Annotated in this window: 17 protein-coding genes; 3 read left to right on the top strand and 14 right to left on the bottom strand. The window is 58.8% G+C overall.

Annotated features, from left to right (window positions below):
- The 6 genes from ACR0IY_RS20735 to rfbF form a co-directional block, all read right to left on the bottom strand.
- On the bottom strand, positions 1 to 2,037 hold the full coding sequence (locus ACR0IY_RS20735) for a B12-binding domain-containing radical SAM protein (protein ID WP_480676725.1): 2,037 nt from the start codon (positions 2,035 to 2,037) through the stop codon (positions 1 to 3).
- Positions 2,038 to 2,147: 110 nt separating this feature from the next.
- Positions 2,148 to 2,549, bottom strand: coding sequence for a GtrA family protein (locus ACR0IY_RS20730; protein ID WP_480676723.1), 402 nt, complete (start codon positions 2,547 to 2,549; stop codon positions 2,148 to 2,150).
- On the bottom strand, positions 2,546 to 3,424 hold the full coding sequence (locus tag ACR0IY_RS20725) for an NAD-dependent epimerase/dehydratase family protein (protein ID WP_480676721.1): 879 nt from the start codon (positions 3,422 to 3,424) through the stop codon (positions 2,546 to 2,548). Before ACR0IY_RS20725 ends, ACR0IY_RS20730 begins: the two co-directional genes overlap by 4 nt.
- On the bottom strand, positions 3,424 to 4,656 hold the full coding sequence (locus ACR0IY_RS20720; RefSeq protein ID WP_480676719.1) for a methyltransferase domain-containing protein: 1,233 nt from the start codon (positions 4,654 to 4,656) through the stop codon (positions 3,424 to 3,426). Before ACR0IY_RS20720 ends, ACR0IY_RS20725 begins: the two co-directional genes overlap by 1 nt.
- Positions 4,653 to 5,723, bottom strand: coding sequence for an NAD-dependent epimerase/dehydratase family protein (locus ACR0IY_RS20715; protein WP_480676717.1), 1,071 nt, complete (start codon positions 5,721 to 5,723; stop codon positions 4,653 to 4,655). Before ACR0IY_RS20715 ends, ACR0IY_RS20720 begins: the two co-directional genes overlap by 4 nt.
- The gene (gene rfbF, locus ACR0IY_RS20710; RefSeq protein WP_480676715.1) at positions 5,720 to 6,493 is read right to left on the bottom strand and encodes a glucose-1-phosphate cytidylyltransferase; all 774 of its coding nucleotides are present in this window, start codon (positions 6,491 to 6,493) and stop codon (positions 5,720 to 5,722) included. Before rfbF ends, ACR0IY_RS20715 begins: the two co-directional genes overlap by 4 nt.
- Positions 6,494 to 7,166: 673 nt before the next feature.
- Between rfbF and ACR0IY_RS20705 the strand changes: the two genes are divergently transcribed.
- On the top strand, positions 7,167 to 8,651 hold the full coding sequence (locus ACR0IY_RS20705; protein WP_480676713.1) for an NAD(P)/FAD-dependent oxidoreductase: 1,485 nt from the start codon (positions 7,167 to 7,169) through the stop codon (positions 8,649 to 8,651).
- 36 nt (positions 8,652 to 8,687) lie between these two features.
- On the opposite strand, the gene ACR0IY_RS20700 is transcribed toward ACR0IY_RS20705, so the two are convergent.
- The 4 genes from ACR0IY_RS20700 to ACR0IY_RS20685 are packed head-to-tail and all read right to left on the bottom strand — an operon-like array spanning position 8,688 to position 13,159.
- The gene (locus tag ACR0IY_RS20700) at positions 8,688 to 9,590 is read right to left on the bottom strand and encodes a sulfotransferase domain-containing protein (protein ID WP_480676711.1); all 903 of its coding nucleotides are present in this window, start codon (positions 9,588 to 9,590) and stop codon (positions 8,688 to 8,690) included.
- Positions 9,591 to 9,625: 35 nt separating this feature from the next.
- A complete protein-coding gene (locus ACR0IY_RS20695; RefSeq protein WP_480676709.1) occupies positions 9,626 to 10,648 on the bottom strand; it encodes a glycosyltransferase family 2 protein in 1,023 nt (340 codons plus the stop codon).
- On the bottom strand, positions 10,648 to 12,159 hold the full coding sequence (locus ACR0IY_RS20690) for a hypothetical protein (RefSeq protein ID WP_480676707.1): 1,512 nt from the start codon (positions 12,157 to 12,159) through the stop codon (positions 10,648 to 10,650). The genes ACR0IY_RS20695 and ACR0IY_RS20690 overlap by 1 nt, the downstream gene beginning before the upstream one ends.
- Before the next feature lie 7 nt (positions 12,160 to 12,166).
- Positions 12,167 to 13,159, bottom strand: coding sequence for a UDP-glucuronic acid decarboxylase family protein (locus tag ACR0IY_RS20685; protein WP_480676705.1), 993 nt, complete (start codon positions 13,157 to 13,159; stop codon positions 12,167 to 12,169).
- Positions 13,160 to 13,638: 479 nt separating this feature from the next.
- On the opposite strand from ACR0IY_RS20685, the gene ACR0IY_RS20680 reads away from it, so the two are divergent.
- Positions 13,639 to 14,754 (top strand): NAD-dependent epimerase/dehydratase family protein, encoded by a 1,116-nt coding sequence (locus tag ACR0IY_RS20680; protein ID WP_480676703.1) that lies wholly within the window; start codon positions 13,639 to 13,641, stop codon positions 14,752 to 14,754.
- On the opposite strand, the gene ACR0IY_RS20675 is transcribed toward ACR0IY_RS20680, so the two are convergent.
- Positions 14,751 to 15,902: a glycosyltransferase gene (locus tag ACR0IY_RS20675; protein ID WP_480676701.1), complete on the bottom strand. Its 1,152-nt coding sequence runs from the start codon at positions 15,900 to 15,902 to the stop codon at positions 14,751 to 14,753. The two genes, ACR0IY_RS20680 and ACR0IY_RS20675, sit on opposite strands and share 4 nt — an antisense overlap.
- Positions 15,903 to 16,265: 363 nt before the next feature.
- Here ACR0IY_RS20675 and ACR0IY_RS20670 point away from each other — a divergent pair, with 363 nt between their 5' ends.
- On the top strand, positions 16,266 to 17,813 hold the full coding sequence (locus ACR0IY_RS20670; protein WP_480676699.1) for a GMC oxidoreductase: 1,548 nt from the start codon (positions 16,266 to 16,268) through the stop codon (positions 17,811 to 17,813).
- 5 nt (positions 17,814 to 17,818) lie between these two features.
- Here the strand turns inward: ACR0IY_RS20670 and ACR0IY_RS20665 are convergent, their stop codons facing one another.
- The 3 genes from ACR0IY_RS20665 to ACR0IY_RS20655 all read right to left on the bottom strand — a co-directional run bounded on the left by ACR0IY_RS20665 (position 17,819) and on the right by ACR0IY_RS20655 (position 21,086).
- A complete protein-coding gene (locus tag ACR0IY_RS20665; RefSeq protein ID WP_480676697.1) occupies positions 17,819 to 19,252 on the bottom strand; it encodes an oligosaccharide flippase family protein in 1,434 nt (477 codons plus the stop codon).
- 156 nt (positions 19,253 to 19,408) lie between these two features.
- A complete protein-coding gene (locus tag ACR0IY_RS20660) occupies positions 19,409 to 20,278 on the bottom strand; it encodes a glycosyltransferase family 2 protein (RefSeq protein WP_480676695.1) in 870 nt (289 codons plus the stop codon).
- Positions 20,259 to 21,086 (bottom strand): CpsD/CapB family tyrosine-protein kinase, encoded by an 828-nt coding sequence (locus ACR0IY_RS20655; protein ID WP_480676693.1) that lies wholly within the window; start codon positions 21,084 to 21,086, stop codon positions 20,259 to 20,261. Before ACR0IY_RS20655 ends, ACR0IY_RS20660 begins: the two co-directional genes overlap by 20 nt.
- Between the last annotated feature and the right edge of the window lie 23 nt (positions 21,087 to 21,109).

Below are 21,109 nucleotides of genomic sequence, written 5' to 3'. Positions count from 1 at the left end.
CTATTCGGCGGCGTGCTGGGTTTCCGAGGCCACGAAGTTGCGCCGGAAATCATTCGCGAACATCGTCCGCGTAAACCGGCCCAGCCCTGATGCATGCTCACCGAATGTTTCGATCCGGGACAGCAGTGTCGTTTTCACACGCGGATCGACCTGTGTCTGGAAATCGCGTGGCGCGTCGAACTGATAATCCTGAAGCGTGCCTTCATATCCCGAATTCCGCCAGGCTTCGACATCGAAGGATGAGCTCCAGACCGGCTCGTGTTCCAGACTTTCGGAAAACGGCACATGCAGCATCGCGGCACCGTAGTAATTGATGATCGTATCGAGCATCGTATGCGCCTCGTGATCGTCCTGATCCAGAAGATCGCCAATGGCGCGTTTCAGGAAGGAAAGCGCTTCGTCCAGCACGATAAACCGACCGATCATCGAGTATTTGCTGAGCAGATTGCCCCCAAGCTCACCGCTGATCAGATCATCATAATTGTCCTGCGCCCAGGCAGCACAATCGGCGCGGGTTTCAAACAGCTCCTGCTGGTTTTCTTCCAGGTACCCCGCCACGGCATCCCGGAACGGTTCAGGGGCCTGATCCAGAATGTCCTGCATATGCTTGACGATCAGGAAGGGCCGGATTCCGCGGGATCGCGCCAGCCGGAAAGCTTCCTCGAAATTGTCTTCGTAATAGAAGATCGTCAGCAGCAGATGGAAAACGCGGGTGTCCAGATAATCCTGGAACGAGAAATTTTCGGACTGGACGACCATTTCCTCGGTCTCGACCACAGTCGGGCCGGTATACTGGCCAAGGCACCGGGCGACGACCCGATGCAGGGTTTTGAACCCGAATTTCTCGCGGCTGTCTGGGTTGGCCAGCGGCGCGCCATGCAGCAGCATCAGCTGATGCGCGGCCACCCGGCTGACACCGGTTTCGATCAACTTGTCGACCGCATCCATGAAAGATTCCTTGGTCTCGCCGGGCATGCACAGGATCAGTTCACCATAGGATTGCATGCCCTTTGAATGTAGCTCCTGCTGGACCTCGGCATAGGTATCCAGGCTGATATTGTCGCGCTTGATGTTTTTCAGAACGTCCGGGTTCAGGGATTGCACCGACGAGGTCATCGGCAACCGGCCCTTGGCCTTGCGCATCACCTTGATGATCCGGTCGCCCCGGTTCTTGCCCGTCGTGGTGCGGATGTATTTAGGCCAGTCATATTTATCCATCAGGTGGCCCAGATAGTCGGCAACCTCTTCATCCTGCAGGTACATGCCGAAATTGTCGTCGGCAAAGCAAAGCGGGCTGGCATGGTCGATGCGGGCCACGACATAGTCGAGATCGGCCTTGGTCCGCTCGAAGGAATGACGGAACACTTTCGAGTTCGATTTGACCGCCGAGTTGCAAAATGCGCAGGTAAAAGGACAACCCCGGGCCAATTGCATCAGGGCAAACAGGCCGGTGTCAAAGAATTTGTCCATCAACCCTGCAAGATAGGGTGACGGGATCTCATCCAGATCGCGGATGCGAAGCAGCTCGTCGCCACGCAGGATCTCTTCGCTTTTGGGATGCACGAAAATCGCGCCGTCGATGGCTTCGTCCCACATCCCTTCGCGGTGGGCGCCGACGTCGATGAACCGCTGCAGCGTGTTCAGAAAGGCGCGCTCGCCCTCATAGGTGGGGCCGCGCACATGCATATCGATCTGCGGCATCGTCCGGATCCAGCTGTCCTGTTCTTCTTCGGTCAGTGGAAAGTTGGGGCCTCCCATCAGGGTCAGGATGCCGGGATCGATGGCCTTGACGTAATCGGCAAATGACAGGGCCAGATGATGGTTCCAGGAATAGCTGGAAAACCCGATCACATCGGGCGGGGCTGTGTCGATTGCAGTTTTGAGTTCCTGGGGATCACGAAAGATCGCAACATCAATCGGTGTTGGGCTTTTCGCATACGCCTTGGCAAATGTCGCGAGGTTTCCGACACCCAAAGGGTAGGTGTCCGATGTTGCGGTAACGAGGTTATGGCCGAGATCGGCTAGATACAGACGCATCGACGGTTATCCTTTTAGCACTGGCACAAAAACTATTTGAAACTTCCTATTCTGTTCGTTCGAAAGATTGGGCTTCGAAGGTATTTTATTCGGCTCTTTGAGACATTGTATCAGGTCTCCGGTTGCCACGGAAATCGGAGGGTCAGAGCGCGGGAAATAAGTATGAACGCAAGTACGGCAGCCGGCACAAGCAGCAACCCCTGAGCAGCAATCGGGTGCAACCCGGCAATCAAAAGCCCCTCTAATGACAGGGCGTTAAAGATGTAAACCGCCATGTATGACAGCAGGTAAAAGGGCAGCCGACCGAACCCTTTGGTATCAAACACAAGCCGCGCATGTGTCATGAAATTCCATGCGACGCCCACAATAAATGAAATGATCAGAGCAAGTTGTGGAGGCAACCCGGACAAGCTCAGAGCAGCAAAAACCGCGTACCCGAAGACAGTGTTCACAATCCCCACCAGGGCAAAAAGCATAAAGGATTTCTTGCGAAGGCTGAGGGCGTTTTTCATGCAGGCTCCTTTCTCGCTTCAAGAACCTGTGTCACCCCCGATGTGATGTCATGCTGTGGCGTAAAACCAACCTCATCCCGCAACCGGGTCACGTCCGCTGCCAGCCGGGCAGGGTCGTCCGCTGGGCGCGCGATAGCGCCCAACCGGATCAGATCGGGGCGATGCATCTGGGTTGCGACCTCCTCAATCAGATCCCGTACCGGAATTGTGGTTCCGCTGGCGATATTCACGGCACCAGTGACATCGGTCTCCAGCAATCGCAACAGTGCATGTGCCAGATCGTCGACATGCAGGAAATCGCGCTCTTGCATCCCGTCGGTGCAATCCACTGGCCGCCCCGCCCCGAGGTTTGAAATCAGGTCGCCGAACAGCCGTCCGGGTGGCTCGTCCGGGCCGTAGACGAAAAAGATGCGGGCCCAGGCCAGTGACAAGCCAAGCGCATTCTGACCTGCGCACAACGCCAGACCGGTTCCGGCCTTGGCCGCCCCGTACAGGGTACGGGGACGCAGGGGGCTTGTTTCGCTCAACTCCGGCACCGACCAGTCATATTCGGCGCAGCTGCCTGCACAGACTGCGCGCTGACCGCCCGTGCGTGTGAACTCCTGCACCAGATGCAGCGTGGCTGCCATCCAGTCCAGATTGGCCGGAGACGTCCAACGGTCGCGGGGCCCGTCATGCCAGGCCAGATGCAGCAGATGGCTGGCGCGGGCGGTCCCAAGCGCGTCCGTAATGGCATCGGGGTCCAGCAGATCGCAGATGATGTCACTTGTGTTGTGCCGACCAAGCGTGACCACCTCATGCCCGGCGGCCGCCAGGGCCGGGGCCATTGCCCGACCGATCAAGCCAGTCGCTCCGGTCAGCAGAACCCGTGCCATCAGCTGATCCTGACCTCCGGTACGGCCGTTGCGAACCGGGTGCCGTGGGCTTTGAGATCGGCCAGCTGATCCGTGACCTCGTCCCGGATGTTCCAGGGCAGGATCAGTACATAATTGGGCGGGGTCTCGCGCAGGGCTTCAACCCCGTGCACCGGGATATGGCTGCCGGGCAAAAGCGTGTTCTGTTTGGCCGGGTTGCGGTCGACGCAGTACGAGATCAGGTCCGGGCCGATCCCGGCATAGTTCAGCAACGTGTTGCCCTTGGCGGCAGCCCCGTAGGCGGCGACGGTGTCGCCTCGGGCGGTTGCCTCGCGCAGGAAGGCCAGCAGCCCGTCACGCAGTTCCTCAACCTGTCCGGTGAAGTCCATATAGCCCTCGGGGCGGTCGAATTGCGCGGCGGCCTCATCGGCACGGACCTTGGCGACACCAGGGCCTTCGGGGTGACTGGCCCCTTCAAGGCAGGCGAAAACCCGCAATGATCCGCCATGGGTGGGCAGCTCTTCCACATCAAAGACGCGCAGCCCGGCTTTGGCGAAAATCTTCTCGACCGCCAGCAGCGACAGATAGGAATAATGTTCGTGATAGATCGTGTCGAACTGCACTTCTTTGATCAGGTTCAGAAGATGCGGGAACTCGACCGTATAAACCGCGTCGCCTGACAAAAGCGCGGCGATCCCGGCCACGAAATCGTTAATGTCGGGCACATGTGCCAGCACATTGGCCGACGCGATCAGAGCCGGGGGTTTTTCGGTTTCGGCGACCTTGCGTGCCAGCGCCTCGCCGAAATAATCGACCAGGGTGCGCACACCTTTCTCTTCGGCGGCAGCTGCAACGCTGCCCGAGGGTTCGATGCCCAGAACGGGAATACCCTTTTCGACGAAATACTGCAGCAGGTACCCGTCATTCGAGGCGATCTCGATCACCAGATCATCCGGCCCGAGGTCAAGCCGGTCGACCATCTTGTTCACATAGGTTCGGGCATGAGCCAGCCAGCTGTCCGAATAGCTGGAGAAATAGGCGTAATCGGCATTGAAGATTTCATCTGCGGGCACCGCATCCTCGACCTGCACCAGATAGCAGGTGTTGCAGACCCAGGCATGCAGCGGATAGCGCGGGCAGGCCGTGTCTGCACGTTCGGGCGGGACATAGGAATTGGCCAGTGGCGAAAGCCCGAGATCGACCAGCGTTTGGGTCAGGGGGGCCCGGCAGTGCCGGCAAAGCGGTTGTGTCATTGCGGCATCCTCCATCGCAGGTCCTCGCTCAGCACGCCATTACGGATATGTTCCTCAAGTGCTTTCAATCGCATCAGCGGCGAGGATCTGAAATCGGCATCCCCAAAACCGATGTCATTCAACAATTGCAGCAGATCCTTGATGGTACCTGTCAGCGTCTGGATCGGCTGATGTTCGGGCGCCAGTTTCTTATAAAGTGAAAAGTCGACCTTATACGAACGGCTGTCGGGCGAGGCATCGGGATTGATCGAATAACTGGCCCCCGGAACCGCTTCGGCCACGGCCTGCGCCAGATCGCGGATCTGGTAATTCCATTCATCCGACCCGGCATTGACCGCCAGCCATTGCCCCCCGGCATCCTCGGACCGGGTGATTGCCCAACCGATGGCCCGTGCCATGTCGCGCACGTCGATCAGCGGCCGCCACGGGCTGCCATCGCTGAGCACGGTGATCTTGCCCGCGGTCACAGCGCAGGCGGCAAAGTCGTTCAGTACCAGGTCAAGCCGCAGCCGGGGCGACGGCCCGCAGGCGGTGGCGAAACGCAGCGCGGTGCGCAGCATGCCCGGCGTGTTCATGGCCTCCAGCGCCCGTTCTGTTCCGATCTTGCTTCGGGCATAGGCGGTCAGCGGGTTCAGGGGCGCATCTTCGGCCCGTGCGTCACCCTCGGCAAAGCCGTAGACAGAACAGCTGGAGGCGAAAACAAAGCGCGAAACCCCGGCTTCGGCGGCCAGATGCGCGGCCTGAACAATGGCGTCCTGATTGATCTCTGTGGTGACGGTTTCAAACCGCGCGCCCATCGGGTCGTTTGAGACGGCCGCCAGTGCCACAACCGCATCAGCCCCCTGGAACAGCGATGCGTCAACGTCCCGAATATCGGCAATGATCTGTTGGTTCAGATACCGTTCGGGCCAAGCGTCATGCGTGGTCAGCCGATCCGAGAAAAACCCGGGGTCAAGGCCAATCAGATTGGCGTTGGGCCAGGATTTCCGCAAGGCGGCAGCGACCACGGGACCAATATAGCCCAGATTGCCAAGCAGGATGATTTTCGGAGAGGAACCCAGCATCATTCCCAGACCCTCCACGGAGCGTTGTCTTCTTCCCAGCGCGCCTCAAGCTGGCGACGATCGCGGAGTGTATCCATCGGCTGCCAGAAACCTTTATGGCGGAACGCCATCAGATCGCCATTTGCAGCCAGCGTCTCAAGCGGCGCGCGTTCCCAGATTGAGGCATCCCCATCAAGCAATTCACCAACCGACGGGTGCAGCACGAAGAACCCGCCATTGATATAACCACCATCACCACCCGGCTTTTCGGCAAAGCGTTCGATCTGGTCACCATCCAGCTCCAGCGCGCCAAAACGCCCCGGTGGCACAACAGCCGTCAGCGTCGCGCGTTTGCCGTGACTTTTGTGAAATTCGACCAGCGCGCGGATATCGACATTCCCGACGCCGTCCCCATAGGTCATGCAGAAGGCCTCTTCGTCCTTGAGCAGATGCATGACCCGGCGCAGCCGCCCCCCGGTCTGGCTGTCCTGACCGGTGTTGATCAGCGTCACGCGCCAGGGTTCTGATTTGCTGTTTGCGACTTCAAATTCACCGCTGGTCAGATCGATGGTGAAGTCTGAACTGTGCAGAAAGAAATTCGCGAAATATTCCTTGATCACGTAGCCCTTGTAACCAAGGCAGACGATGAAATCCGTGATGCCGTGGGCCGCGTATATTTTCATGATATGCCAGATGATCGGCTTGCCGCCGATCTCGACCATGGGTTTCGGGATATTGACAGTTTCTTCGCTGAGCCGGGTTCCCAAACCGCCGGCCAGAATAACGCATTTCATAAAATCGACCCCTCGTTAACAACGAAGTCAGCCACTCGTTAACCGATCCACAACCTGGACCCGATGCGGCCCTGTTACTCCAAAAACACGACACCAGTAGGACGGGAGTGTTGGGTTTCTGTCAAGATTCACAAAACCACGAGTCGCGACACACCTGATTTCCTGACGCCCTGACGTCAATGAATGTACAATATGCCCGGATGGGTGAAATTGTTGAATTACCCGCGTCAGCTGGAAAGAAGCCCGGAACACAGCTCTGACCGTATTTCTGGCCGGGGCAGAAAAAGGCCAGACACAAAGCATCCCTCAAAAGAACGCCCGAGGACGGCCCAAATTTTACGCGCGGTTTTGTGGGTAATTTCTGTAGCTTTGAACTGTCATTGTTTTTCAACGTGTTGAGGATCAATTCCTGTCCCGCCTCAAGGGACGGTGATCCGGTTCTCAGCCAGACACAGGTCGCGCCCCGCAGGCAAAGCGCCCGGTCCACACATATCTTCGCATGCGACATGCAACCCCGATCTCGGGGGGGTGGTTCTGTAATCCGTGATCGCTCCGAAAGGGCAGGTCTTGGCGAGCGGGGTTTCCTAAAAAATGGGTCATTATGATTTTGTTGTGAAACTCAGGTATCCTCCTGTAGCCTAATGGCAGTGGTATTAGTGCGGATGTTAGTCATTTGAAAAAAGATATTGTTCCCGTTGTTATCATTGGTGGCGGTCCCGCAGGACTGACAGCAGCCTATGAACTTCAGAAGTTGAGTGACACACATGTTCCCCGGGTTTTTGAAGCCTCGGACATGGTTGGTGGCATCTCGCGAACTGAAACCCATAAGGGTTACCGCTTTGACATAGGCGGCCACCGGTTTTTCACAAAAGTGCGCGAAGTCGAGGATATGTGGCATGAGGTGATGGGGGACGATTTCATCACCGTGCAACGCCTGAGCCGCATCTTCTACCGCAACAAGTTCTACGATTACCCGCTGCGTATCTTTAATGCCCTTGGCAATATCGGTCCCTATGAGACCTATAAGATCATCGGCAGCTTCATTAAATGGAAGCTCCGGCCCAAGCCGCAGGAAGACACCTTTGAAGAATGGGTGATCAATCGTTTTGGCGGGCGCCTCTATCTGCATTTCTTCCACAGCTACACCAAAAAGGTCTGGGGTATTCCGCCGTCGGAAATCCGCGCCGACTGGGCCGCGCAGCGGATCAAGAACCTGTCCCTGCCCAAGGCGGTCTGGAATGCGATTTCCGGGGCCAATGATACGGCCAGCCTGATCGAGGAATTCCAGTACCCGCGGCAGGGTCCCGGCATGATGTGGGAAAAGACCCGCGATCTGGTCCGGGAAAACGGCGGCAGTGTCGAAACGCATTCCGAAGTGGTGCAGGTGAACCGAGATGGCAACCGCGTGACCTCGATCGATGTACGCCACTGGACAGAAGACGGTGAAAGACACACCGAGCGTGTCGAAGGAGAAGAGTTCATCAACTCAATGGCGGTGCGTGATCTGATCCACGCCTTTGATCCGCCACCACCGCCCGAGGTGGTCGAGGCCGCAGATCGTCTGCGGTACCGCGATTTTCTGATCGTGACCCTGATCCTGGATCATGCCGATCCGTTCCCGGACAACTGGATCTATATCCACAGTCCCAAGGTGAAAGTCGGCCGCATTCAAAACTTCCGGGCCTGGTCTAAGGAAATGCTGCCTGACCAGAATACCGCCTCGATCGGGATGGAATACTTCTGCCAAAAGGGTGATGGCCTGTGGTCATCTGCGGATGAGGATCTCAAGCATCTTGCCAGTGAAGAGCTTGAAAAGCTTGGCCTGGCCAAGGCCAGCGACGTTATTGACTGTGCGGTCATCCGGCAACCCAAGGCGTATCCGGTCTATGACAGCGAGTACAAAGACGCCCTGGATACCGTCAGCGACTGGCTGAAAACGCTTGAAAACTTCCAGACCGTCGGACGCAACGGATTGCATCGCTATAACAATCAGGACCACTCGATGCTGTCGGCGATGTTTGCCGCCCGCAATATCATGGGTGAGAAGAACGACGTATGGGACGTGAATGTCGAGCGCTCGTATCACGAGGAGTTCGAAGCAAAACCCCAGAAAAAGGGCCTGTTCGGCGACAACGGGATAAAACGCACCGCGCTTTGACGCGTTTGATGAAAGACCTGATATCCGCTCAGGTCATCAGGCGCGCCAGCTACTCAGGTCACGCTCGAGCATTTGCTCGAGCGTTTCTATTTCCGGCAACAGCCTTTCCCGTAATATCGCACGGGCGCGCGGAGGCATTTCTATACCCCGCTTGAGATTGACCTGAGACAGCCGATCCCGGATTTTCCAGCGCATCTCCTGTGGCATGACGCGCGCAATCAATCCGGTGATCGGGTTGGGCTTCATCAGGAAATCCTGAAACAGGCGGCTGCGGGGAACCCCCCCGGCATTGAACTGTGCGGACACATCCGGGCTAAACCCGGTATCCGCCCCGATGAATTCGGTGATGTCGGCAATCAATGCCTGCGGGTCTGTCTGAAAGTCTTCGTAGGTGCGGATCAGGAGCTGATCGCGGTCAAACAGCCTGAAATACCGCGACAGCTGTTCGGCATAACGTGGGAACCGGGAATATCCGAACAAGGGCTGCCAGCCCGCGGCAAGCCGCTCGTCTTCGGCCTCCAGCGCCTCGGCAAAATCGTCCAGAGGTTCAATGCGCTGTTTCACGGCATAAAGATAATGGGACAGTGCCTGATCAATCGGATTGCGCAAGACCACCACCATGCGCACATCCGGAACGTGGTGGTGAATCCGTTCCGGGGCTTTGGGCGAATAGAGGTAAAGCGGGGACGCCTCACCGCATATGCTGCCCTCAGGTGCGGGGGTAAACATGGCGCGATAGGCTTCAATATCGACCACTGAATTGTTGATGTAATCCGCCCCCGGTCCCTTGCACCTCAGGGTTTCCCCTTCAAAACAAAAGAAGTTCGGTTCTTTTGACTTGGGCATGAACACATTTGGGTTCTGCCGCAGATAGCTGTGCAGAGCGGTGGTTCCCGCGCGTGCGGCACCAATGATCAGGAAATCAGGCAACCCGGTCATCTTTACGCCCTGTCATTTTGCATTGATGCCGTATTCTAGTTCCGTGTGACATGCAGTTTCTGTTTCTGCCCCAGCACGTGATACTCGAACAGACACCAGACATAGACGCTGGCCGAGTAGACGTAATAGACCTGATGATACAGCAGGCATTTGAACGCGAACCACGGTCCGCCATGCCCGGCCATGGCGCGCACCAGATCGAAATTGGCGGCGAAGGCTGCCGCCAACAACAGCAGGGACAGGGGCCACCCTCCGGGCCAGAACGGCAGCGCCAGGATCGACAGCAGCAACAGGCCGGCAATCCCCGCTCGAATACGTTCGGCGGCCGAGGTGTTGAGGTCATCCGTCAGCCCCTCGCGTGAGATCATCAGCCGGGCCCAGGGCAGGGCGCGGCAATAGATATCCGTGCTCAGACTGTTGCGGATGGTCCAGACCTTCAGATGTTTGCCCTGCAGTTGAGGTTCAACCAGAATGCGGCGGCCGGTCGCCGCGATCCGGTAGCCCAGTTCGATATCCTCGATCGAGGGCACCTCATAGGTTTTCACATCGAATCCACCGACCTCAAGGAATACGTCCCGACGGATGGCCCCGCATCCGGCCCAGAATGTGCGCGCGTCCCGTTTGGCCCGTTGATGGTGATAGCGGTGCAGCAGGTTCTTGTAGCGCGAGAACCAGGCCTGCCCGTCCGGCGCATCGTCGTAAGATCCAAAGACCGCGGCGACATTGTCCTCGGACATCGCACTGCGGATATGTTCCGGCCCGTCAGGCCAGGCGATGACGTCGGAATCGACAAACCAAAGGATGTCGCCCGTGGCCTGCTGCGCGGCCAGATTGCGTGCAGCCCCCGGCCCCCCGTTGACCGGTGTGGTCAGAACCGTGGCCCCCATTTCGCGGGCCAGCGCCGCGGTGTCGTCGGGGGATTGGTCATCAACCACCAGAACCTGCTGCACCTGACCGCTGTTCAACATGTCAATCAGCGGCGGCAGGACGCGGGGCAACAGATGCTCGGCATTATAGGCGGGCATGACCACGCTGATGGACAGGGATTGATCAGACATCACGAGAGGTCTCCGGTCGTGGCGCGCGATGCGCGGGGCCGCTGAACAAGAAGAAGAAAGGCCGCTGTAAAGGGCAGCAACCACATCACCCGCGCGCCATAGCGGTCGGCTGGTTGTGAGACACCTCCACAGACCAGCGCGTTCACGGCAACGCCGATCAGAATGAACAAAGCAAACAGCTTCAGCGACGGTGCAACCCGCCGGGGCCACACCAGCAATCCGATTACGACCGCAAACGAAATCAGGTAGATCACCGAGTGGATGGCATTTACCGACCCAAGCCAGGAATAGTCGCGTGTCATGATAATGTTATCAAGCACTTCAAGCTTGTCCTCGGGCAGTCCCGAAAGCGACTTTGCATTCTTCATGACCGCTTCGTTCGGAATCGTCTGCCTGACGCTGTTCTTGGTCAGCTGCTCCATCGCATTGCCACTGAGGGCAAATACCGTTCCGAAAGGTCGGGCCCCCAGAACCTGCAGGAAAAAGGCGCGTTGCTCAGCCGCCACGGCCTGCTGATCCTCAACCGACATCAACCGGAACGATCCCAGCCTCTCGGATTGTTCGAAGATGATATGTGAGGCGGTCAGCCGATAGGGGTCGTCAGACCAGGACAGCGCTTCGTGCAGGGCGCAGGTGGCCAGATCGGCTCGGGGACAGACATCATCCAGATATGCCAGGCCAGGACCATCCGCGATCAGCCGTGCGGTGATGTGGGGGGTGTGGATCACCTCTTTGCGTGCAACGGTTTCGGTTGCGATTTCGAAAGCCTTACGTTCCGCTATCGCTATTGCGACAAGACATATGGAAAACCCAACCGCCAGCCACCGCCCGTACCCGAGGCGCAGCAAAGCGGCCAGCACAACAAAGGGAACCATCAGAACCGCAATCCCCAGATGCGAGGGGTGCAGAACCACCGAAAATGCCGCCAGCGCCGAGACGGCAAGCCATTCCATCAGGCGCATATGGTGGCCGGCAACAACAGCCACTGCGATCAGGATCAGCAGGATCGAGGCGAAAATATCCGGCATGATATAGGCGATGTAGAACGGCAAAGCGGTTGTCGCGCCCGCCAGCAATGGAATTGTCACCAGTTGCAGCGTGCTGCGTTCTGTCTGGGCCGTGCGCTGCAACACGCGCATCGCCAGCCAGACCGCAAGCAGCAGCATGGCCAGGTGCACACCCACAACCCCCGGCAGCGCGTCAGCCCGCCAGAAGCTGGCCACCAGCAACGCATATGCCATTGAACGCGAACCGCTGGTTGTGTCGTCGTCCTCTACCCGGGCTTCTGCCGGGCTATCGCCTGTTTCGGTCGCTACACCGTCATTCTTCGGCGCGGGAATGATCAGAGACAGCGCCGCATCGCCCTGCCGGAAATAGCTTCCGGTATCGAAATAAAAGAGCGGCCCGCGATTGATGATCAGCACCGCAAGGCAAATGATCACTGTCGCGGCAAACAGCAGAAAAGCCCTGAACCCTCGGGGCGACCTTCCGGATGCGGATTGAGTGGTCATGACCGTCCTACAGCTCCTGCATTGCCACGGCCGTGCGCCGGAAATAGGCAATCGTCGCCGTCAACCCGTCTTCCAGCGCCACCTGCGGCGCCCAGCCCAGCTGTTCCCTTGCCCGGGTGATATCCGGCTGGCGCTGAATCGGATCGTCCTGCGGCAACGGATGCTGCACCAGTTCCGATGTTGACCCCGTCAGGCGGATCACGGCTTCGGCCAGTTCGCGGATGCTCAGTTCCACCGGATTGCCCAGATTGATCGGTCCGGTCACGTCTTCGGGGGATTCCATCAGCTTGATCAGCCCGTCGATCAGGTCGGACACGAAACAGAAGGATCGGGTCTGGCTGCCATCGCCGTAGATGGTAATCGGATCGCCCTTCAGGGCCTGCATGATGAAATTGGACACCACGCGCCCGTCATCGGGATGCATGTTCGGCCCGTATGTATTGAAGATCCGCGCCACTTTGATCGGCAGGTTATGCTGGCGGTAATAGTCAAAGAATAACGTCTCGGCGCAGCGCTTGCCCTCGTCATAGCATGAACGCGGCCCGATCGGATTGACGTGGCCGACATAGTCCTCGGTCTGCGGATGAATTTGTGGATCGCCGTACACTTCGGATGTCGAGGCCTGCAGGATGCGCGCGCCAACCCGCTTGGCCAACCCCAGCATGTTGATCGCCCCATGCACCGCCGTCTTGGTCGTCTGCACCGGATCGTGCTGATAGTGAAAGGGCGAGGCCGGGCAGGCCAGATTGTAAATCTCATCCACCTCGACATAGAGCGGAAAGGTCACGTCATGGCGCATGATCTCGAACCGGGGGTTGTTCAGAAGATGGCGCAGGTTGCCACGTCGTCCGGTGAAGAAATTATCGACACACAGAACCTCGTGCCCCTGCTCAAGCAGGGCCGCGCAGAGGTGCGAGCCCAGAAAACCGGCCCCACCGGTCACCAGAACTCGTTTGGCGTTGAGGTTCATGTCGTTGGGATCAAAATCAGATGCGTTCATCAACGTACCCGGCACCTTTTAATCTTGCTTGATTCAATACCGAGGCCAGTCGAGATCTGTTCTCTGTAGCAATATCCTGGCCAACACCCATTGGAACCAGCTCCTCGTTAATCGGCAGGCACCGCAAACAAACGGCTAAACTAAAATTCCTAATCCGGAATGCAGGCCTGAACTTGATACAATACACGTCAAAGCTACACGAAACTTCTCGCGTGCCGAAGGATTATTGTCACAGACAAACGGTTGCGGGATTTTTTCTCTTCAAACCCAATCCAGAGGCTGTGTGCCCAAACCCGAGGCAGGATAGTATTTTGCATTCCGGGGAATTGTTTCTGAAATCACACTAATGGCAGTTGCTCCCTGACAGAAACACGCGCCCCCCATCATGGGGAATTGGCCGTCGCGCATGACGTTTCCCTTGCAACGGGGCAGGGGCAGGTCTCAGATGCAAAGGCGAGACGGACTGAGGGCTGCTGACAATGACCGAACAGAACGCAAAAGAGGTGCCCCAATGGCCACACGGCGATGCCCCGGTTCTGGTGACCGGAGCGGGCGGATTTATCGGACGTGCGGTTGTGCGGGCTCTGCTGAATGCCGGCGCCAACACGCGCGCGATGGTGCGCAGCCCGGGTGCGCTTGCTCAGCTCGGCGTAGAAATGTCGCGTGGCACCATCAGTAGTCCGGGGCAGGCGTTGCGTGACGTCGATACGGTGTTTCATCTGGCCTATGACCTGCGTGCTACAGGATCAGACAACCTTGAGGCATTCCGCAAATTTCTGCGTGCGGTCACTGACGCTGGCGTCAACCATCTGGTTCACGCGAGTTCCGTGGTTGTCCACGATGGCTGGCCCGCAAGCGATCTTGTCGAGGATGCGCCGATCACCCCGCCGGATGGCGGCTCCAGCTACCGTAGCGCCAAGATCGCCATGGAAGCACTGATTGCCGACGCCGTCAGCAAGGGACAGCTGGCATCGGCAACCCTGCTGCGCCCGACGCTGGTTTACGGGCCGGGCAGCCGGATCTGGAGCGAGGCCGTTATCGAACGTCTCAGGTCCGGGACGATACTTGTCCCGGACGCCCCCGCAAGCCACCCTGCCGGACGTCCGTTCGGCCTGTGTCATCTCGTTCACGTGGACGATCTGGCCCGGGCTGCTGTGGCCGCGGGTGCTGCGGCAAAACCAGGGCTTCGCGCCTATCTGATTTCGGATCCGTCACCGATAACCTGGCCCGAGTATTACCGGGCGCAGGCCCGCGCGCTTGGCGTGGGGTCTGTCGAACTGCGTCCTTTCACCGAGCTTGAAGCCCGGCTGCCACCGCTGGTCGACGAACCGGTTGATCATGGGCCAAGCCTTGCGGCGCGCGTCAGTTCGAAACTGCGTATGATCGTGGGCAACGACACCATCGACAGGGTCGGGCGGCGGCTCCGCCGGTTCCGCCAGCACAGTATGGCTGAACAATACCCCGACCGTTTCCTGTTCGAGCTTTATACCGCAGCAGGTGAAATCAACGTGTCGCGGGCCCGGGCCGAACTGGGCCTTGCCCGGGGCGGCGATATTCAGGAACGGTTGAACGAAGTTGCCGCATATTACAGTTAGCGTTTCGCGGCCAGTTTCCGATATGTCTCAACGAATTGCTGGTGAACCCAATCCGGGTTGAACCTGTCTTCACGGCTTCTTTCCAAAGCTGCAGCCCCCATTCGCGCCAGCGCGGCCTCATCCGCTAGAACGGACTGAAGCGCGTCGCAAATCGCGGGAACATCCCCAATGGGAACAACGCGTCCAACACTGTCATCGACCAGTTCAACCACCCCCGAGCAGGCTGTCGCAACAACCGGAGTTCCCGCCTGAAAGGCTTCTGGAATGACAAAGGGCAGCGCCTCATACCGTGAGGTCAGGACAAAAACATCTGCCGCGCGTACGTGCAGGTGCACCTGTTCAGTCCGGCCTGCAAAGGTCAAATGGCTGAGCACGCCCTTTTCGGCTGCAAGCGCCTTGTATTCCCCTTCAAGGGGGCCATCGCCGACCAGCAGGAAACGATAACCCGGATGGCTGACCTTCATGCGGGCAACGCAATCGATCAGTATGTCGATGCCCTTCTGATGCGATTGCCGCGCCACGGTTACGATAAGCTTTTCACCGTCGCCAAGGTATTTCTGCCGCACATCTGCAATCGCCTCGGCCGTGTCCAGAGGGGCCAGCTTGACGCCAAGGCCAAGAACCTGAACCCGTGCTTCGGGGATGCCGCCGATTTCAATCAGGTCCCGAGCCGACGCATGGCTTGGCGTGATGACCAGATCGCAATGCCGGGCGACGCGAGAGAATGTTTTAACGCGCTCAGGCTCAGAGCCATGATAGGTCACCACAACAGGAATACGCCGCCCTGCACGTGCCATCATCGACACCAGCGCCGGGGCCGATTCATGCGCATGAATGAGATCCACCCGATTGCGCCCAAGCCAGCGCCGCAATGCCAGAACTGAATGCGCAAGGTGCTTCAGGCGTGCGGGAATGCTGCCCCCCTCACTGGCCACGTAACGTATCGGAAGTTCCAGAAAATCGGGGTCACCATCGGATCCGTACCAGGCGCCCCCATTCCCTGACAGCGTGATGTCGTGGCCAAGCTCACGCAGCGTTTGCGTAAGCGCCAGCATGTGCCTCGGAATGCCGCCAAGGTTGAACTGGGTCCCGATCTGGAGAACGGACAAAGGGGCCTGATCGCCATTTTGCGCCTGTTCGGTCGTCATGGGTATATCTCCGGCCGGATCCGCAGTGGGCACGGGTGAGAGCCGCACATTCTCATCACTTTCACAGGTCGCAGAACGTTGCAAGACACAGGGGGCAGCGCACGCGAGCGCGCACCTGATGTTGCACAATGAGCCATTAAATACCCTAATGTTTCCGATTTGGGTCGGAAAATTCGGCAAGATCACCACGTCAAATGCTGCCACTGGCTGAGTTCAGGCGCCACCGGGCGAGGCGGTTGACATATAGTACACGATCTACAATCTGGTTCGGGACCTACAGAATAGGCGCCAACCATTGAAAACAAAGCGCATTTTTGATGACGGGATGATCGTCGGAGGGGGCTGCCCAATTGGACGGCATCCATGAACACGGGACCGGCTGACATTGTTATCGGTTCGGGTCCTTCAGCGCTGGCGGCGGTTGAGGGTCTGTTGGCGAAGGGCCGGGCTGTAACGGTCGTGGACGCCGGTGAAAAGCTCGAAGCGAACCGCGCCGCACTCCGCGACACATTGGGTGCGACAGAGCCAGACCGCTGGGACGAGGGCGCACTTGCCGAACTCCGCTCGCGCCAGCTTGAGATCACCGACAGCGCTGCGCGGTTCGGATCCCGATTTGCGTCCCGCGCACGCGACGATGTTATCTTCCCTGCAAACCCGGACGTGGTCTTGCAATCGTCACACGCCTTTGGCGGCCTGAGCAACCTGTGGGGGTCCGCGGTCCTACCCTGGGCCCCGGATGATATGGCGGGATGGCCCATTGCCCCGGCCGATCTTAAGCCGCATTACACTGCGGTTGGGTCGATGCTTCCCATTGCCGGCAGCGTAGCCGCATTCGATGACATACTTGCCTCGGGCGACCTGCCCCTTGCCCCCAGCCTTCCCGCCATACGACAGGCCGAGACGCTGTTGCGCCGCCTGACACCGACAGCCACGCAGGGCGGGGCGCAATTCTGGCCCGGCCCGGCCCGCCAAGCCGCTGGCCCCGAGTGTCGCGCCTGCGGGCTTTGCCTCTATGGCTGCCCCTACGGCCAGATTTTCAACAGTTCTGCAAGGATGGCCGCCCACATCCGGGATGGCCGGATTGAATACCATCAGGCCAAGGTCACTCGGATCCGCGAAACCGGCGACGGCGTATTGCTGGATATTGCAGACGGGCGCCCACCGATTTCGGGCGCGCGTGTGTTCGTCGCAACCGGCGTGCTAGAGACTGCACGGCTGATGTTCGAAAGCAATCAGGAGCTGGCCGGGCGTGGCGTGACCCTCCGCGACAGCGGGCATTTCTTCACACCACATCTGACGACCTGGGGCGCCGGGAATACCGGAGCCGCACCCCATCACACCTTAGCGCTTGCTTTCATCGAAATGCGCGACCACGCGATCTCGCCCTGGACAGTGCATTCACAGCTCTATGGCTGGAACGATTTCTACGCGCGTGAGATGTTTGACAAATACGGGCGTGGCCTTGGGCTTTTGCGGCCACTTTTCGACCGCGTCGCGCGCCGATTGATCGTTGTGCAAAGTTTCCTGCATTCCGACCATTGTGCCAAAGTCCATCTTCGGCCTGCGCAGGGCGATCCCGAACGCCGCCTGAGCGCCGAGGTCGAAAAAGCCGACGACTTCGCGGACAGGGTCGGACGGGTCCGGCGCAGAATGGCGGGATACCTGCGGCGGGCAGGATTGATCGCGATAACGCGGGCAGGGCAAATCGGCTTGCCCGGCTCCAGTTTTCATTGCGGTGCAACCCTGCCCATGGCAACAAATCCGGGGCTCGGAAGTACCGACACCCTAGGGCGACCGCACGGTGCCACCCGGACCTATGTTGTTGATGCCTCTGTCATGCCTGCAATTCCGGCGAGTACGATCACCCTTTCGGTTATGGCCAACGCGCACCGGATTGCCACAACGGCATAGATGCCTCATGCCCCATGACGGATCATTTGCAGAGCCTTCACAAGAGAGCCGGGCATCACGATCGGCATCAGAGCAAAGAACGCAAAGCCACCGACAGCAATTGAGCTGAAAAACAGGGCAGGGACCCCCATCGCCGCGCCGATCAAATGCTGCCAGATAAGAACGACCAAGGCCATTCCGCCAGAGATCAGCAGCGGCGCAGCCAGTTTCGCCAAGTACCGCCGCCAGCCGATGGCCTCGGTCGCCAATGCAACATTCGAACGTATCGGAAAGGCGATTACGGCACGTGCCGTGACGGCGACCGTGACGGCAAACAGACCGAAAGGCGCCGCCAGCCCGATCAGTATGATACCGACGGCGACCTCGATCCCGGCAGCAATCAGAAAACGGGCAATCTTACCATGGGCCAGAAGATAGGCTTCTTGTATGGCCACAAGGGCATTGACCGCACCCATGAGGCACAACAACGGCAGGATTTTGCCCGCACTGGCCCAATCCGGCCCGACCGTCAGCAGAACACCGGGCATCGCAACCACGGCCAGCCCGGCAAAGGCCGTAAAGGCCACCAATGCCGCGATCTGCGATACGTCCAGCAGGAAGCGGGCGGTTTCCCCTGTTTGGCGGCGACGTTCCGCAAAGCTCGATTGCGCAACGCCTTTCAGCGGAAACGAAACCAAAGTTGTCAACAGTTCCACCAGCCGAAACGCGAATGAATAAAATCCAACTGCGACCGGACCAGCTGTCAAACCCAATGCGATGGTCGGTGTATGGACGATCACCAGCGACGATGACCGCAGAACGATTGTGCTCGGGCCCAGACCATGGACGAGTGCAATATCCGCCCGCGTGGGAAATCGCTTGGGCAACCATCCCGCAGCGATAATCGAAATCACCGCGTTGACGCCAAGCTGTACCAGCCGTTGCGCGACCAGGCTCCAGGCCCCGAAACCCGCAAGCGCCATCGTGATGCAAACGGTGCCGCCTGCCACGACTGCCACCGCGTTACGAATTGCAACGGTACGGAAATCGTGGTTGCGCCTGAGAATGGCGTTCGACACGCCACCGGCGCCCAGAAACAGGATCGCCGGGCTGGCGGCCGTCAGCAGACTCGCAACCTCGGGCTGGCCATAGAGCGCGGCAATGGCCGGAGAAAACAGGATCAACAGCCCGACAATGCTGAACGCGACCATCATAAGGACGGCGAATGTGCCCTCAAGACGCCCATCTTCAATCGTTTCACGTGCGATGATCGCTTCGGTCACTGTATCGCGCACAAGGACTTCACCGATGAAAACAAAGGCGAAGGCCATCATGACGATCCCAAACGCCTCTGCCCCGATAATTCGGGCGACCAGCACAAAGACAAAAATTCCGGTCAGGTTTTCGACCAGGCTGGATCCCGTAATCCAGGCCACGTTTCGCGAAAAATGCCTGTTCACGTGCAGCACTCCGCAAGCGGGTCAAATTTCGATCTGACATACCGGTCGCTGACAGAAGTCATCGCGATCTGCTCCAATTACAATTCGGCGCATGCCTTGCCCCCCTCGGGGCGGGCAGCCGGGGCAAAACGAGCGGTATCTTTTCATCCGGGCGGGTCAGATCGCACCACCTGTTGCCTGACGCAACATCCAGACCATGCGCTGACATCTGAGCCGGAACAATGTGGAAATCGCCCGAATGACTTCTCCGCTCGAAGCCAGCTTGTCAGAGGATATGACTTTCGGCGTATGGACAACGGCACTGGCAGGCATGGCCAAACCCCGAATGGCCCATCGCAGACGTGCAGTCACGCCGGTTCCGTTCAGCTGATACGCCTCTTGTGTCGTGCGCCGCCACTTCGCCTTGAGGGCCGGCCAGTTCTGCCGCGACGGATGGCTGACGCGAAACCCGTCCTCGTAAATCAGACTGTAACCCTTGGTGACCGCGCGCATAGTCCATTCCCGATCTTCCGACACGCCGTTGATAAACCCGCCAATCGCGTCGAACACATCCCGCCGGGTCAGCAGGTTGCCCGCGCCGGAAAAGCCCTGAACCTCGATGTATCTGCGGAAATCGAACGCAAAGACGGCCTCGAACGCTTCGGCCCCGTTGCGCGGGGGCGGGGTCTCGTCAAAGACATCGACCCGGCCACCAATCAAATCGGCCCGGTCTGCAACCTGACGCCCCTTCGCCAACCAGTCCGGCGCAGGAATGCAATCGGCATCAATGAAGAAAAGCCGGGGCGCCGTGGTTTCAGCCACCCCGCGATTGCGGGCATGGGCCGCGCCCTTTTTGGGCTCTACCACAAAGCGCATTCCGGGGAATATTTGCCGTATACCATCCAGTGACACCGGCGAGGCATTATCGACAATGACGATTTCGGTGCCCGTCAGATCGTTTTCCCCAAGCGCGCGCAGGCATCGCTCCAGCCGTGGCAGGTCGTTGTAATGGGGAATGATGACGGCATCAGTAAGAGCCGTACTCATAACCGAAAGCCTCACTGATATAGCGGCATTTGTTCAGGACGATCCCCATGACATTCGTGAGTTCCGCCAGTTGCCGTTCAGCAACGTCGATATGGTCAATGCTGGTTTCCTCGGCCGCAGCCAGAAGCAGGGCGCAATCGACATTCCTGAGAAACCCGTGACTGTCATCACTGGCCATCAGCGGCGGTGTATCAAACAGGATGATATCGGGTTTGTATTCCGCCTCGAGCTGTTCCAGAAACTCGATCGCCCGGCGGCTTTGCAAGGTTTCTGCCGGATTGCGTGTCGGGGTGTAGTTAAGCCCGAACAGGACATTGTTGCCGTGACGCAAGGCATGTTCGTGAAACGGAACATCCCCGTGAATGACATCGGACATGCTGGAACTGCCGGTCTGTTTGAGGATCTCGGCCAACCCCCTGCGCCGCATGTCGAAATCGATCACGATCGTACGCAGATCTTCCTGCCGCCCCAGGCTGAAGGCCAGATTGGCCGCGGCCGTGCTTTTGCCGCATCCGCTGTAGGGGGAAGTCAACGCCACCCGGCGCCATCCATTGGACAGGGTCTGTTGCAGCATCTTGGTCCGCAACATGTCATAGGGCGTTGCAGTGGGGCCGCCGCGATATGACATCAGGCGCTTACGGGATACGAGATGTGGTTCGATGCTGATCTCTGGCACCGTCAGCCAGATATCCTTAACCGCATTTTCCTGCGGGACATGGCGTGGCCTTTCCGCCAGCTGCTCTGGTTGGCTCTGGCGACCGTCGCGTTCCGCGCGGGCTTTCTGAATCGCCTGCTGAAGACGGTCCATCATACCCTCCCTACGTTATTCAG

This window comes from Ruegeria sp. BC1 (genome assembly GCF_056539305.1).
The sequence above is the reverse complement of the archived record's forward strand: the minus strand, read 5'-3'. Positions and strand labels throughout refer to the sequence as shown.

Bases quoted from the DNA above. Each gene is read 5' to 3' on its own strand.
- ACR0IY_RS20715 (WP_480676717.1), bottom strand. From the start codon at position 5,723: ATGATGCTGGGTTCCTCTCCGAAAATCATCCTGCTTGGCAATCTGGGC.
- ACR0IY_RS20720 (WP_480676719.1), bottom strand. From the start codon at position 4,656: ATGACACAACCGCTTTGCCGGCACTGCCGGGCCCCCCTGACCCAAACG.
- ACR0IY_RS20655 (WP_480676693.1), bottom strand. From the start codon at position 21,086: ATGGACCGTCTTCAGCAGGCGATTCAGAAAGCCCGCGCGGAACGCGAC.
- ACR0IY_RS20675 (WP_480676701.1), bottom strand. From the start codon at position 15,902: ATGACGACCGAACAGGCGCAAAATGGCGATCAGGCCCCTTTGTCCGTT.
- ACR0IY_RS20695 (WP_480676709.1), bottom strand. From the start codon at position 10,648: ATGTCTGATCAATCCCTGTCCATCAGCGTGGTCATGCCCGCCTATAAT.
- rfbF (WP_480676715.1), bottom strand. From the start codon at position 6,493: ATGAAATGCGTTATTCTGGCCGGCGGTTTGGGAACCCGGCTCAGCGAA.
- ACR0IY_RS20670 (WP_480676699.1), top strand. From the start codon at position 16,266: ATGAACACGGGACCGGCTGACATTGTTATCGGTTCGGGTCCTTCAGCG.
- ACR0IY_RS20730 (WP_480676723.1), bottom strand. From the start codon at position 2,549: ATGAAAAACGCCCTCAGCCTTCGCAAGAAATCCTTTATGCTTTTTGCC.
- ACR0IY_RS20680 (WP_480676703.1), top strand. From the start codon at position 13,639: ATGACCGAACAGAACGCAAAAGAGGTGCCCCAATGGCCACACGGCGAT.
- ACR0IY_RS20725 (WP_480676721.1), bottom strand. From the start codon at position 3,424: ATGGCACGGGTTCTGCTGACCGGAGCGACTGGCTTGATCGGTCGGGCA.
- ACR0IY_RS20660 (WP_480676695.1), bottom strand. From the start codon at position 20,278: ATGAGTACGGCTCTTACTGATGCCGTCATCATTCCCCATTACAACGAC.
- ACR0IY_RS20690 (WP_480676707.1), bottom strand. From the start codon at position 12,159: ATGACCACTCAATCCGCATCCGGAAGGTCGCCCCGAGGGTTCAGGGCT.
- ACR0IY_RS20735 (WP_480676725.1), bottom strand. From the start codon at position 2,037: ATGCGTCTGTATCTAGCCGATCTCGGCCATAACCTCGTTACCGCAACA.
- ACR0IY_RS20700 (WP_480676711.1), bottom strand. From the start codon at position 9,590: ATGACCGGGTTGCCTGATTTCCTGATCATTGGTGCCGCACGCGCGGGA.
- ACR0IY_RS20685 (WP_480676705.1), bottom strand. From the start codon at position 13,159: ATGAACGCATCTGATTTTGATCCCAACGACATGAACCTCAACGCCAAA.